Annotated in this window: 12 protein-coding genes; 7 read left to right on the top strand and 5 right to left on the bottom strand. The window is 49.2% G+C overall.

All coding sequences use genetic code 11. The features are described 5' to 3' along the window. Positions 1 to 26: 26 nt before the first annotated feature. Both CWI70_RS00125 and hemW read left to right on the top strand, forming a co-directional pair. Complete coding sequence (locus CWI70_RS00125; protein WP_126769466.1) at positions 27 to 620, top strand: XTP/dITP diphosphatase; 594 nt, start codon at positions 27 to 29, stop codon at positions 618 to 620. Then, a complete protein-coding gene (gene hemW / locus CWI70_RS00120; protein WP_126769464.1) occupies positions 617 to 1,753 on the top strand; it encodes a radical SAM family heme chaperone HemW in 1,137 nt (378 codons plus the stop codon). The genes CWI70_RS00125 and hemW overlap by 4 nt, the downstream gene beginning before the upstream one ends. 1 nt (position 1,754) lies before the next feature. Here the strand turns inward: hemW and trmB are convergent, their stop codons facing one another. Both trmB and CWI70_RS00110 read right to left on the bottom strand, forming a co-directional pair. Continuing rightward, complete coding sequence (trmB, locus tag CWI70_RS00115; RefSeq protein ID WP_126769462.1) at positions 1,755 to 2,504, bottom strand: tRNA (guanosine(46)-N7)-methyltransferase TrmB; 750 nt, start codon at positions 2,502 to 2,504, stop codon at positions 1,755 to 1,757. Between the two features lie 94 nt (positions 2,505 to 2,598). Further along, entirely contained in the window at positions 2,599 to 3,666 is a 1,068-nt protein-coding gene (locus CWI70_RS00110) for an OmpA family protein (protein WP_126769460.1), read from the bottom strand. A gap of 170 nt (positions 3,667 to 3,836) precedes the next feature. Between CWI70_RS00110 and mutY the strand changes: the two genes are divergently transcribed. From mutY to CWI70_RS00090, 4 genes are all read left to right on the top strand, one after another. Further along, positions 3,837 to 4,880 carry an A/G-specific adenine glycosylase gene (mutY, locus tag CWI70_RS00105; RefSeq protein WP_241967791.1) on the top strand — a complete coding sequence of 348 codons (1,044 nt, stop codon included), beginning with the start codon at positions 3,837 to 3,839 and terminating at the stop codon, positions 4,878 to 4,880. Positions 4,881 to 4,922: 42 nt separating this feature from the next. Continuing rightward, a complete protein-coding gene (locus CWI70_RS00100) occupies positions 4,923 to 5,195 on the top strand; it encodes an oxidative damage protection protein (RefSeq protein WP_126769458.1) in 273 nt (90 codons plus the stop codon). A 189-nt stretch (positions 5,196 to 5,384) separates the two neighbouring features. Further along, positions 5,385 to 6,497 (top strand): glutamate 5-kinase, encoded by a 1,113-nt coding sequence (gene proB / locus CWI70_RS00095; protein WP_126769456.1) that lies wholly within the window; start codon positions 5,385 to 5,387, stop codon positions 6,495 to 6,497. Then, positions 6,494 to 7,747, top strand: coding sequence for a glutamate-5-semialdehyde dehydrogenase (locus CWI70_RS00090; RefSeq protein WP_126769454.1), 1,254 nt, complete (start codon positions 6,494 to 6,496; stop codon positions 7,745 to 7,747). The genes proB and CWI70_RS00090 overlap by 4 nt, the downstream gene beginning before the upstream one ends. Before the next feature lie 18 nt (positions 7,748 to 7,765). Here CWI70_RS00090 and waaA read toward each other — a convergent pair whose 3' ends face one another. Both waaA and CWI70_RS00080 read right to left on the bottom strand, forming a co-directional pair. Then, positions 7,766 to 9,787 (bottom strand): lipid IV(A) 3-deoxy-D-manno-octulosonic acid transferase, encoded by a 2,022-nt coding sequence (waaA, locus tag CWI70_RS00085; protein ID WP_126769452.1) that lies wholly within the window; start codon positions 9,785 to 9,787, stop codon positions 7,766 to 7,768. Positions 9,788 to 9,792: 5 nt separating this feature from the next. Next, positions 9,793 to 10,533 carry a glycosyltransferase gene (locus CWI70_RS00080; protein WP_126769450.1) on the bottom strand — a complete coding sequence of 247 codons (741 nt, stop codon included), beginning with the start codon at positions 10,531 to 10,533 and terminating at the stop codon, positions 9,793 to 9,795. A gap of 186 nt (positions 10,534 to 10,719) precedes the next feature. Between CWI70_RS00080 and CWI70_RS00075 the strand changes: the two genes are divergently transcribed. Further along, positions 10,720 to 12,318 (top strand): cryptochrome/photolyase family protein, encoded by a 1,599-nt coding sequence (locus CWI70_RS00075; RefSeq protein WP_126769448.1) that lies wholly within the window; start codon positions 10,720 to 10,722, stop codon positions 12,316 to 12,318. Positions 12,319 to 12,365: 47 nt separating this feature from the next. On the opposite strand, the gene CWI70_RS00070 is transcribed toward CWI70_RS00075, so the two are convergent. Beyond that, positions 12,366 to 14,159 carry a DEAD/DEAH box helicase gene (locus CWI70_RS00070; RefSeq protein WP_126769446.1) on the bottom strand — a complete coding sequence of 598 codons (1,794 nt, stop codon included), beginning with the start codon at positions 14,157 to 14,159 and terminating at the stop codon, positions 12,366 to 12,368. Between the last annotated feature and the right edge of the window lie 178 nt (positions 14,160 to 14,337).

Genomic DNA, 14,337 nt, shown 5'->3' with positions numbered 1-14,337 from the left:
TTGTGCCGAAAAGCAAGGCAGCTGTCATGCAAGAAGTCGTACTAGCTACTGGAAACCAAGGTAAAGTCCGCGAACTGAGCGAGCTTTTGCGCCCATTTCAATGGCACGTTCGCCCACAGAGCGAATGGCGCTTTAGCGAGGCCGAGGAAACCGGTCTAACCTTCATTGAAAATGCCATACTGAAAGCTCGCCATGCCGCTCAACACACGGGATTACCAGCACTTGCTGATGACTCAGGTCTCGCCGTGCGAGCACTTGGTGGTGCCCCTGGCATCTATTCAGCCCGCTACGCTGGCACTGACGCCACTGATGCAACCAACGTCGCTAAATTGCTGGATGCGTTACAGCAGGTACCAGCGGGTGAGCGACAAGCGGAATTTCACTGTGTACTCGCCTTTTTACAGCATGCCGAAGACCCAACACCACTCATTTGTCATGGCACTTGGCAGGGCGAAATAACGATGCAGCCATCCGGTGACGGAGGCTTTGGTTATGACCCGGTATTTTGGGTAGCGAGTGAAAACTGCACCGCAGCGGAATTAAGCAAGGAACGTAAACAAGCGTTAAGCCACCGCGGCCAAGCCTTGCGCCAGCTAATCCAACAGCTCGAGCAGTCATGAACTTACCGCCACTATCTCTCTATATCCACATTCCGTGGTGCGTGCAGAAATGTCCCTACTGTGACTTTAACTCGCATGCTCTAAAAGGCGGTGTTCCAGAAGATGCTTATGTTGCAAGACTGCTCGACGATCTTCGTGCCGACCACGAATGGGTTCAAGGGCGAACCATTTCTAGTATTTTTATCGGTGGTGGCACACCGAGCTTACTTACCCCGCAAGCCGTAACACGACTACTTCAGGGAGTCGCCGCACAACTGCCCCTAGCGGAGGACTGTGAGATCACTTTAGAGGCGAACCCAGGCACCTTCGAGCAAGAACGTTTCGCTGGTTTCATTACCGCCGGTGTTAACCGCCTGTCGATCGGCGTGCAAAGCCTCAATGCTGAGCAGTTACAGCGCCTTGGCCGTATTCACGATCCTGATCAGGCTCTCACTGCCGCACACTATGCTAAGCAATTACCATTGCAAAGTTTCAACTTGGACTTGATGCATGGCTTGCCTGAACAAAGCATCGAACAAGCTATGGCTGATCTCGATGCCATTATCGCACTCGAGCCACCGCATATTTCTTGGTACCAGCTTACCATTGAGCCCAACACCTCGTTTGCAAGCCGGCCGCCACGCTTGCCAGAAGATGACATTCTTGCCGAAATTAATGAACAAGGGCATGCCAAACTGCTTGCTGCGGGCTATGAAAATTACGAAGTGAGTGCTTATGCGAAACCAAACCACCAGAGTCGACATAATCGCAATTATTGGCAGTTTGGCGACTATTTAGGGATTGGTTGTGGTGCCCATGGAAAAATCACTTTACCGGGCTCCTCTCGCATTGTTCGTAGCGAGAAAATCAAACACCCGCAGGGCTATTTAGATCTCACCCGCCCGCTGCGTTATCGAGTCTGGGACGTGTCAACCGCAGAGCTACCGTTTGAGTTTTTCATGAACCTTCTACGTTTAGCTGAGCCGATTCCCAAAAACTTATTCACCGAGCGCACTGGTCTGCCGCTAGCAGTGGCAGAAACTGCTCTGGCGCCAGCCATCACGAAAGGATTAATGGAAGATAGTCCGACGGAATGGAAAACGACGCCACTTGGACGCCGTTTTTTGAATTCAATTTTGGATGAGATGGTTTAGGTTAGATTCGACGACGGAATTTCAAATCCCACACGCCGTGCCCTAATCGCTCACCACGCTTTTCAAATTTGGTCAGCGGACGTTCTTCTGGGCGAGGAATAAAGTCATTGCTTGCAGAAAGATTTTCCCACTTACCCTCTTGCTCTGCTGCTTGCATAACTTCCAGCATGTGCTCAGCGTAATTCTCCCAGTCAGTCGCAAGATGCAGCACTCCACCAATACGAAGCTTTGCCCGTAATTTCTCGACGAACTCCGGCTGGATTAAGCGACGCTTATGATGACGTTTTTTATGCCAAGGGTCCGGAAAGAATACTTGCACGCCAGCTAAACTGTCTTCCGCTAAACAATCGCGAAACACCTCGACGGCATCATGTTCATATACGCGCAAATTCGTGACGTTCTGCTGCTCAGCTTCCAACAAGCAGGCCCCCACGCCTGGACGGTGAACTTCAATACCAATAAAGTTCTTGTCTGGTGCAGCCGCAGCCATTGCGACCAGCGAATGCCCCATTCCAAAGCCAATTTCAACGATCGTATCAGCAGTGCGACCAAATACCTTGGCCAAGTCGATGGGGCCATTGGCGTGTTCTAAGCCCATACTCGGCCAACTGCGTTCAAGTGCAGCAGCTTGCCCTTTCGTTAGGCGTCCTTCGCGTTTAACAAAGCTGCGAACTTGACGAATATAGCGCCCTTTTTCCTGCGCTGCTTCTAGGTTTTTATGTGTTTCTGGTGGCGTATTGCTGTCGGACATGAGGATTCTACTACTCGATTTACAGACCTAATTTAAAGACAAAAAAGGCGCTACTAAGCGAAGCTTAGCGCGCCTTTTCTTTACCAATTAAAGCTTAGTTGCCTTTTGTCACCGGTTTTTCTTTGGTGATTGACATCTTCGCTTCGATGCGACGGTTCTTCGCACGATTTTCTTTCGTGTCATTTGGAACCAGTGGACGATTCTCACTGTAACCTACAGTGTCAACGCGATCTTGTTCAATGCCATAATCATTGATCAAGCTATCGCCAACCGACTTCGCCCGACGCTCAGATAGACCTTGGTTATACTCAACAGTACCCACGCTATCTGTGTGACCTTCGATAAGAATTTTAACTGCTGGGTATTCATTCAAGAAGTCAGCAGTTTCGCGTACTTCACCCTGCGCTTCCGCTGGGATAGCAGCCGAGTCGAACGCAAAGTTGATCATTAACTCATGAGTAATGGTTTCATCTGCGTACACCACACAACCAGTGTTATCCACTTTGAAGGTAGGCTGAGTGTTTGGACAGAGGTCTTCAGCATCCACCACACCATCGCCATCTGAATCAGCTGGTCCCGCTTGTTGCGGTTGTGGTGAAACTGGAGCCGGTGCTGGCGCTGGTGCCGCTGAACGGCCAAAGTAATAGCGCAGACCTGTCATCAACATAAACTCGGTAAGGTCACCCTCACTTTGTTGCACAGCACCTTCAGCAAAGATATCCCAATTGCGGTTTAACTGCTCACGATACCCTGCTCCAACACGTAAAAAGGTGTCTGAGAACTCACCTAAATCAGTCTCGTTCAAACCAATAGTACCGTAGGCGCTTTCCGAGAAACTATAAACTAAGTCTGCCCCGTAAACGTGACCGGTTGAACTACCACCAACCTCGACATCACCTCGGATATAGTCGAGATAAACACGAGTGCCCCACTCTGGGGTAAACTTGAAGCCAGCTTCTAAACCATAGAAGGCTGTATCGAACCCACCTTTGAACTTGACCAATTGACCATTTTCAAGGGCAAGACGGTCAGAGTCGGTGCCCATTGGACCAATTCGAGGACCGACATACCACTCACCTTCTTCACTAGATTGCGCATAGGCGGTTCCAGTGTATGAAAGACCTGCTAAAACTGCTAATGAAACTGCGGCTAAACGATTCACGAGATGCTCCTTTAATTTCCCAATGAATAGATTCGAATTTCCCTTTACTATATACGAAATATGTAGATTTTGCTTATATTTTAGCGGTTTCTTCGGTTTTTACCAAAGTTTTACGAGAACTTAGTAAGGCTTTAATGAAAATTCTAAAACATTTGCGTGGAGCAGTATAAGTGGTTGATTTTTCAACAACGGCAGCCAAAACGGTCATACCGGCAAAAGAGTTCGCAAAAATTGTTGTTACGTGGCAGCAGCAACATGGTCGCAATGACCTTCCCTGGCAGCAACACAACGATCCGTACCATGTGCTAGTGAGCGAGCTCATGTTGCAGCAAACTCAGGTCACCACTGTCATTCCTTACTTCGAACGTTGGCTGCAGCGTTTCCCAGATGTGACCACGCTGGCTGCCGCCGAAGAACAAGAAGTTATGGCGCATTGGCAGGGGCTTGGCTACTACAGGCGAGCGCGGAATTTACACGCCGCTGCGAAGACCATCGTTGCCGACTATGCGGCGCAGATACCAGAGCAAGCCGTTGAGCTGCGCGAAATACCGGGTATAGGTCCGTACACCGTAGGAGCCATTCGCTCCTTTGCTTTTAACGCTCCAGCGGCAATTGTCGATGGCAACGTCAAACGATTGTTCGCGCGTTTGTTTATGCTGCCTTATGCCGTTAATCATAGTGCCAATGACCGCTATTTTTGGGAACTTGCCGAACACTACACGCCGACATCGCAGAATCGACGTTTTGCCCAAGGGTTACTTGATCTCGGTGCGACAATTTGCAAACCAAAACAACCGCTTTGTCACGCCTGTCCGCTGCAAAGTCGATGCCGCACTTATGCGAATGCATGCGTTGAGGACTATCCTAAACGCAAGCAAAAGAAAGCAATCCCTACCAAAACTGGGCATTTCTTGTTGGCGATTAATCGCTTCGGAGTTTGTCTCGAACAACGTCCCGCCAACGGCATATGGCCGTCACTGTGGTGCTTACCTGAAGTATCTCAAGCACCAGATGCTGAGTTAGGGTACGAGTTCAATCACACTTTTAGTCATTATAAGTTAGCCGGAAAAGTGTGGTTAGCTGAACCAGCAACAACTACCGGCAACTTAATGCAAGTACCTTACAGCGATCTTGCTGACTACGGCCTGCCCGCCCCAATCCGCAAGTTACTTGCTAAGATCGATTGGGATGAAGTTTGTAACACCAAGCAATAGAGCGTAAAATTTTGCTTATACATTGAAGACGTTGAGGTAACCATGAGTCGCACCGTATATTGCCAGTACCTAAAGAAAGAAGCAGAAGGCTTAGATTTCCAACTCTACCCGGGTGAGTTAGGGCAAAAGATTTTTGAGAATATCTCGAAAGAAGCTTGGGCCGAATGGCAAAAGAAGCAAACCATGTTGATTAACGAGAACCGCCTTAATCTTATGGACCCCAAATCTCGAGAATTCCTTGAAGAGCAGATGAAAGCTTTTCTTTTTGAAGGTAAAGACGTAAAAATCGAAGGGTACACCCCGCCCAGCGCATAAATACCTACTGAAGCCCCTTTCATAGGGGCTTTTTTGTACCCCTCGTTGCATATTTTTGCACAATCTTTAAGCACTATTTCCTAAATTTGACTAAGCTATGATCAACATAGGCACGACTTATAGGCCGAACCTAGAGAAACCCCTGCAATTCTGTTAGACTACGAACGAATTTTTCAAAAGGGAGCCACTATGAAAATGCCTTCCTGGCAGCGCGCCGTGGTAAAAGTAGGCAGCGCTTTGATTGCGCCAGACGAAACAGGAACGAGCACTAAATACTTACTAGCTATTGCCCGCTTCATTATAGAGTGCCACGAACGTGGGCAAGAAGTAGTCTTAGTTTCATCCGGCAGCGCTGCGGCCGGACGCAAACATATCGCTTATGATAGCGATACCATCCCAGTCACCGTAAAGAAAGCTATGGCGGCGGTCGGACAAAATGACATGATGGCCAATTGGTCACGTTTTTTTGACTTCCCGTGCGCTCAGGTGCTGATGACTCATGGTGACTTACGTGACCGCGCTAGATATGTGAGTATTCGGAACACCTTGCACACATTGTTAGAACACGATGTATTACCGATTGTGAACGAAAACGATGCTCTAGCAACCGACGAAATGAAAGTAGGTGACAACGACAACCTAGCAGCGATGGTCGCGACCTTAGTTGATGCTGATGCGTTGTTTATTTGCTCAGACATCGACGGTTTGTTCGATGCCGATCCGCGGGTGAAGCCGGACGCGAAAAAAATTCCCGTGGTCGATGAAATCACCGAGGAAATTTTCGCACTTGCAGGCGGTACCACGAACAAAATCGCAACAGGTGGAATGCGTACCAAGATTGAAGCAGCTGAAAAAGCGACATCGCACGGTATCGATACCTATATCGTCAATGGCCGTAAAGGTGAGACCTTTGAATTGATGTTGCAGGGTGAGAACCCAGGTACTCTATTTAAACGTCAGCAAGACCCAATGAGTAATAAGAAACACTGGTTGCGCCATACGTTAGTATCACAAGGTGAAATTGTGGTCGATAGTGCTACCGTGGACAGTTTGCTCGCCGGGGAAGCGTTAACCACTACAGGCATTGTTGACGTTCAAGGTGACTTTAATCGCGGCGACGCAGTAGTCATTCGTAATGGTGAAAATGCAGAGGCTGTGGCCAAAGGGATTTGCCAATATAGCTCCCACGAGCTTCTGCACATCAAAGGTCAAGAAGTTAGCCACATTGCTGAACAGTATGGCTACAGCCCGATCACCGAAGTCATCGAAAGTAACGATTTAATGATATTGGAGGATGTATGAGTAACTCCGTAGCAACTGAAATTTCAAAACGTGCGGCAGTAGCGGCACGGGCAGTAGCAACACTGAGCGAAGAGCAAAAAAATGCTGTTTTACAAAAAATGGCAGATACCATTCGCAAACATCAAGATGAAATTCTTGCGGTAAATGAAAAAGACATGGCCGCTGGCCGCGAAAAGCAACTGTCGGATTCCATGCTGGATCGATTGCAGCTCAACCCTGAACGCATCGAAGGAATGGCAACCGCAATTGAAGAAATCATCGAACTCAAAGATCCAGTAGGTGAGCGTATGCCGTTCACTACTCGTCCTAATGGCATTGAAGTTGAAAAGATGCGAATCCCATTAGGTGTTATCTGTATGATTTACGAAGCGCGACCAAATGTAACTGCCGATGCAGGCGCACTGTGCTTCAAATCAGGCAACGCGGTTATCTTGCGCTGTGGTCGTGAAGCGATTGAAAGTAGTAAAGCGATTGCTGCAGCCTTGCATGAGGCCCTGCGCGAAAGTGGTCTACCTGAAGATGTAATTACCGTGGTACCGACCCCTGACCGCGAGCTAATGCTGGAGCTGCTCCAGCAAGATCAGTACATCGACTTGGTTATTCCGCGTGGCGGGGAAGGTTTGATCCACTTTGTTAGCGACAACAGTAAGATCCCTGTCATCCAGCACTACAAGGGTGTTTGCCACTTGTATGTCGATAAAGATACGGACCTAGATAAAGCGTTGAACTTGTTACTGAACGGTAAAACTCAGCGTACAGGCGTTTGTAACGCGCTCGAAGGCTTGCTGGTACACTCTGAGATTGCCGCTAAATTCTTGCCAATGGCTGCGCAAGCCTTGCAAGAGAAAGGCGTCAAAATCCACAGTGACAAAGCCTCTGCACACTACTTTGCCGATGCTGATGTGATTGCTGACGATGCTTTTGGTGAAGAGTACTTGGCGCTTGAGATTGCCGTACGAACTGTTGCCGATTTTGACGGTGCGATTGCCCACATTCAAGATTTCGGTAGTGGCCATACGGAAGTTATTGCCACCGAAAACGAAGCAACCGCACAACGCTTCATCCGTGAAGTTGATTCAGCAGTAACTATGTGGAACGCATCATCGCGCTTCAGTGATGGTGGTCAGTTAGGTTTAGGTGCTGAAATCGGTATCTCAACCAGTAAGCTGCATGCCTACGGGCCAATGGGCTTACAAGCATTGACCACCGAAAAATTCGTAGTTACGGGTACTGGGCAAATTCGCGACTAAAGTCCATCGCGATTTGGTCTAATTTGCTTGGTAACCAGCAAGTAACAGAGGCCAATCACGTGCTTCCTGCCAATGGAAGTCGTGCCTGGCCTCTTTTGCTTTACCCAGTTCTTTATTAAAGCTCCGCAGTAATCTTGCTAAATTCGCTTGCGTCCAGTCCCCTGGCTCGCGGAAACCACACTTATCAAAGTCAACGATCCAAGCCTTACCGGCCTCATCAAGCATCAAGTTATGGCAGTTCAAATCAGAATGATAAACCCGATGTTCATGTAGCAAGCGGATTGCTTGTCCCAGCGTATTCCATTCCTGCTCACTTAAATGTCGTTCACCAAGCAGTTTGAAGACATCTTTTGCCGTGGGGATCACAGCAACTAAAATATCCGCTCGATAGCCCCAGCCAGGTGCTTTAACATAGCGCGCTGCAAGAGGCTCCGGTACGGGCAGTCCCCGCTCAGATAACTTCAGCAATAATTCAAATTCGGCCATTGCGCGGCTCACAGCCACCGGCTCACGTTTGAAGCGATCTTTATTCAATTTGCCAACCAAGCCACCACGGTAATAATGGCGTAGTAGCATGTCCGTGGGTTGGCTCGCGATAAACCAAGCGGTACTACGACCCGTCGCCGCACCTTTGATTTGGCCTTGTTGACGCCAATAATCCGCACTAAAAAATGCTGCTGAAAACTCGCCAAAACGGTCCTGTCGGTACCAAATCGTCTCGCCTTTGGTCGGTTGTAAAACCTCTACGTTCTGCATCGCCAGCGGTACTCCTTGTTGTGACTGTGAAAACTGCTGTTTGATATCGGCCAACATTGCCGCTGTTGCACCTTGATCCTGGGCAAATTCACGCTGTGCCGCACACTGTAACTTGTGCCGCAATTGTGCATCGCACAACAACTCAAGAGTATGTCGCGCGATTTGCTCGGTAGTGTCCGCAAAACGCACTGCTCGAGCGTTCGTTAGCCGCTGATAAATATCTTTAAAGTTAAATACATGTGGGCCTGATACGACTGGTGTGTGTGTCGCCACCGGCTCTAAAGGGTTATGCCCGCCGCGGGTAATCAGACTGCCGCCAACAAAAGCAACGTCAGCCAACGCATACCACAACAGGAGCTCGCCCATACTATCGCCCAGTAAAACCTGATGTTGCGCTTGCGGCTCGGTACCGGCACTACGAGTGACGTAGGTAAAACCTTCTCGTGCAACGAGTTCACCGACACTGGCAAACCGTTCTGGATGTCGCGGCACTAAAATAAGCAGCGCAGTGGGCAATTCGCTAAGAATCTGCTTAAACGCTGCCAGCAATAACTCATCCTCGCCCTTGTGAGTGCTTGCGGCAACCCAAATCGGACGCTCCAAGCGTTGTTTCATTGCCGTCGCTGCTGCGAGTGTTGCCATGGGTACATGGCTATCAAACTTCAGATTGCCGCGCAGCGCCGACCGTTCTGCTGGCACGCCCAACGCTACAAAACGTTCAAGACTTGCTTGAGTTTGCGCTGCTACCCAACTGAGCTCACGCCAAATAGGGCCCAGTAACCAGGCAAATCGGTGATACGACGAAAATGATTTTTCCGACATTCGGGCGTTTAGTAAAAGCACAGGTACCTTGCGACGTTGCGCTTCACGCACAAAGCAGGGCCATACTTCAGTCTCTAAAATCAGCACTGCACAAGGCGCTAAGTTAGTGAAAAATCGGCGCATAGCACCTGGGGTATCAAAAGGTAAGTACAAATGGTGCACACGATCGCCAAATAGCTTATAGGCCAGTTCGGCCGCCGTTGGCGTCATCGAGGACAGCGTTATCGGTACCTGCGGGTAATCGTTCAGCAACGTCTCGATAAGTTGCCGCGCAGCAACCGTTTCGCCAACCGAAACACAATGAATAAGTAGACCATGACGATAACGGGCAGGTATGGATTGCAGTGCTAAGCGTTCATTCCAACGCTCTCGGTAAGCGGGAGCTTTACGCCCCCGCAACCACAAGTAAACAAAAACAGCCGGCATTAACAGCCGAATGAGCAGTCGATAAACGGCTGTCATAAGCCTTAACGCCAGTACTCTTTAATCCACGATGTTGGCAGAACCTTGCGGTACCACTTGCCACTGCGTCCAGCGATCGCATCGTCAGGGTGTGGGCGACCATGGAAAATAATAACTTTTGCGCCCTCAGGAATACGCGGCTCTTGGAAAAAACTCAATGGGAACGGGCGTAAGCAGTGACGTTTAAAGCTGCGGCACCATTCCGCCGGCCAATACATCAGTTTGTTCTGGCGATCGACATACTGGGTAATATATTCCTGCTCGTTACGCACATTCTTGCGTGCGCCAACGGGGTCGTCTTTCAAGTGCTCTAGTGCATCAACATGAGCACCAATGTTGAAGCGGAAAACCGAAGTGTTGCCAGTCGCATCCGATTTATCCCACTCTTTGATCACCAAGAACTCACCCTCAGGTTCAAAGAATTCGTCCAGGCTACCCACGATGACAATATCAAGATCCAAAAACAGTGTTGGGCCTTCTAAGTCATACAACGGCTGAGCGAATACGGTAAGCTTCAGCCAACCATGCCCGAAAGTCCACGGCTTGCGTTCGTCAAAGTCTTTAAAGCCCACTTCAGGAATTGGCTTAACCTCTACTTCGTCACGGATACCTTCATGATCGTCGGTAAAACAAACGAAACGAAATGGTCGCGATAAATGACGACTCACCATCGAGTAGAGCGTATTGACGTAGTCAGAGCCATATTTTTGGCCCCATTTAATACAAATCACATTAACTGGCTGCATTTTGTCCTGCCTGTAGGTATCTTGTCGTATGCGTGCATTCTGCCAAATATTGCTTATTATGGCTATGTTTAGCCACCGATTTCAGGTATTTATCTGGCCTGTTTGAGCGCGTAAACGGCGATCTTTTCACAATTTTAAAGCGTAGACGTACTACTACTGTAATACACTTTCATTAGGTTGCCATGTATGTCCAAGCCTTCCACCCGTGCGTTGCTCAGCAACGCTTGCCTGCTACAACTTACGCAGCTTCAACAAAACAACTTTAAAACCATCGCGCTCGTACTTGGTGATCAGCTTAACGCTAGCCATAGCTGGTTCAACGATAGAGCAGCTGAGCGGCTTTTTGTGCTGATGGAAATACGTCAAGAAACCGATTATTGCCGGCACCATATACAAAAAATTGTCGGCTTTTTCGCCGCTATGCGTAGGTTCGCTAGCGCCCTTGCCAGAGCAGGCCATAACGTTCTTTACTTAAGCTTGGATAATGGTGATAACCGACAGACGCTCACCGACAACTTAGCGGCCATCATAAGCGCCAGCCAAGCCACAGTAGTGCAGCTACAACAACCCGACGAATACCGTCTCGATCAGCAACTGCAAGACTGGTGTCGCACCACCAAGGCTAAGGTTGAATGGTTTGACTCGGAACATTTCATCACCCAACGCTCGGTATTGCAGGATTGGTTTGGCGACCAAGACAATTATGTCATGGAACACTTTTATCGGCGGGTACGTAAACAAACCGGTTACTTGATGACGGATGGCAAACCCGCCGGCGGCAAATGGAATTTTGATCACGACAACCGCAAGACACCGAACGCTGGACATGACTACCCCAAACCTCTGACTTTCGCCCATGACGTGAGCGCGATTCACGAAATGCTGGTGGCGCAACAAGTACAAACCATTGGTGAAATCGACGTACATCGATTTATCTGGCCATTAGGTCGGCGAGAAGCCCAACAAATGTTGAGCGATTTTGTGCAACGCCTATTGCCAGCTTTTGGCGATTATCAAGACGCCATGGTTACACAACAGTGGAGTCTCTACCATTCGCGTCTATCCTTCGCGCTGAATACCAAGATGTTGAGTCCGCGGCACGTGGTAGAAACAGCGATAGCCGCTTGGCACGCTCGCCCCGAAGAAATCTCACTCAACCAGATCGAAGGTTTTGTCCGCCAAATCATCGGCTGGCGTGAATTTGTTCGCGCCATATATTGGCAGCTCATGCCGTCCTACGGCCAACGTAATCATTTTAACCATCACCGCGAGCTCCCCGACTTTTACTGGACCGGTGCAACAAAGATGAACTGTTTGGCGCAAAGTATTCGACAATCATTGGATTATGCCTATGCCCACCACATACAGCGCCTGATGGTCACGGGTAATTTTGCGTTACTGGCGGGTTGCGATCCCGATGCAGTGGATGCTTGGTATTTGGGGATCTATATTGACGCGATTGAATGGGTAGAACTACCGAACACCAGGGGCATGAGTCAGTACGCTGATGGCGGTGTGCTCGCAACCAAACCCTATGTTTCCAGCGGTAGCTACATTGCTAAAATGTCGAACTATTGTGGTGATTGCCACTATGACGTGAAACGTAAAACCGGTGACGGTGCCTGCCCCTTCAACTTGCTCTATTGGCATTTCATTGATCGCCATTTTGCACAGCTACAAGGTAATGGCCGCATGGGACTCATTTTAAAACAGTGGGACAAGCGTGAAGCGAGCGAAAAGCAACAAATTGTGCGCGAAGCCGAGGCATTTCTCGACCACCTTTAATCAAACAAAAAAAGGGAGCCTGAGCTCCCTTTTTCAACTTCTAGTTGTTATTGAACGCGACGTCCGCGACGTTCGCCACGGGCTTGACGCTCTTTACCACCAGCGAAGCCTTTCGGCGCTGGACGCTCGCCGCGAGGTTTACGTGGACGTGCAGCAATGGCGTTGTCAGAGATTTCCATCCCCATTTGCTGTTGACGCACGCGTGCGCGCTGCAGAATACGCAACACGCCAGTAGGCATACCCTTCGGCAGCTCGACCAGACTGTGGTTATCAAAGAGTTGGATTTGACCGATATATTTACTATCGATATCACCTTCATTGGCGATAGCGCCAACGATATCTTGTGGACGCGCACCATGTTCACGGCCAACTTGAATGCGATAAGTATCGAATTCGACATTAGCATCACGGCGGTCACGACCACCAACACGCTTGTCATTGCGCTTACGGTCACCACGATCAGCACGCTCCGGACGTTCAGCGAACTTCTTCGGAGCAGGATCCGCAGCGACGATAAGTGGACGCTGTTGCTGTTGTTGCGATAACAGTGCAACGGCAATTTCAGTAGCGCTCAGGCCGGTTTCTTCTTGCATCTTTTCGATGATCGCCGTCATTTCATCCAAGCCACCTTTCGCGACTTGTGCGACTAACTTCTCTTGCAAAGAGTTTTGGCGATGCTTACTTAATTCAGCGGCATTAGGCACTTCGAAGAACTCAATTGAGCCGTTCGTTAGACGCTCGTATTGACGCAATAAGTGTTTTTCGCGTGGACGGAAGAACAAAATGGCTTCACCACTTCGTCCAGCGCGACCCGTACGACCAATGCGGTGTACGTAAGACTCGTTGTCACCCGGTAAATCATAGTTAATGACGTGGGTGATCTCTGGTACATCAAGACCACGCGCAACAACGTCAGTTGCTACCAAAATCTCGATATGACCACTACGTAACTGGCTCACCGTCTGTTCACGCTGACTTTGGTTTAAGTCACCACTCAAAGGCGATGCTTTAAAGCCAGATTTTTGCAGTAACTCGGTGAGCTCCATAGTGTCGTTGCGCGTACGCACGAAAATCAGTACCCGTTGGTACTCCATGGTTTCTAGTAACCGTGTTAAGGCGGTCATTTTGGTCAAGCCACGGACTTGCCATGCGCGCTGGCGGATATTGGCTTTATTCTGCGTTTTCGCAGCAATTTTGATATTTACTGGCTGTTCACCTGCTTGATTGACCAAGAAGGTTTTTGCCAATTTACGAATTGCATTTGGCATGGTCGCTGAGAACAATGCACGCTGAGCAGTATTCGGTACCGCACCCATAATGGTTTCGATGTCCTCGATGAAGCCCATGTTGAGCATTTCATCGGCTTCATCAAGCACCGCCATGCGCAGTGCAGAAAGTTTCAACACACCTTTATTCAGCATATCGAGCAAGCGCCCTGGAGTACCCACAATGATTTGTGCTCCAGTTCGTAAGGCTTTAATTTGCGGGCCGAATGCAGCACCACCATAAACGGTAGCGACTTCAAGACCACGCATCTTTTGCCCAAACTCCGAGAGTGCTTCGGCAACCTGAATAGCGAGCTCACGCGTTGGTGCAACCACCAACATCTGCGTTTCACGAGTGTTCGCGTCAAGTAACGAAAGGCCAGGCAAACCGAAAGCTGCGGTTTTACCGGTACCCGTTTGTGCTTCACCAAGCACGTTTTTACCTTCCAGCATGGCTGGAATGGCTTGTAATTGAATAGGGGTAGGAGCAGTAAAGCCCATGCTGTTTAATTGATTAAGCACAGGACTAGGTAGACCCAAGTCGGCAAACGACTGGTCCGCAATAACTTCTGACATAGTTGTCTCACATCATTTCTGTAAAGCATAAAGGGGGAATGTACGCCCGGCTACAGAACACGATGAACACTCTGGCAGGATATAGGCGCTGAACCCCAGCGAATCAGGGGTTGAGCCGCTCCCATCATTAGCGGTAATGACCCTGAGGAGCGCGCACTATACGCTAAATATAACAAAA

The organism is Pseudidiomarina homiensis (assembly GCF_003987225.1).
Classification (GTDB): domain Bacteria; phylum Pseudomonadota; class Gammaproteobacteria; order Enterobacterales; family Alteromonadaceae; genus Pseudidiomarina; species Pseudidiomarina homiensis.
This window is presented reverse-complemented; position numbering and strand designations above follow the sequence as displayed.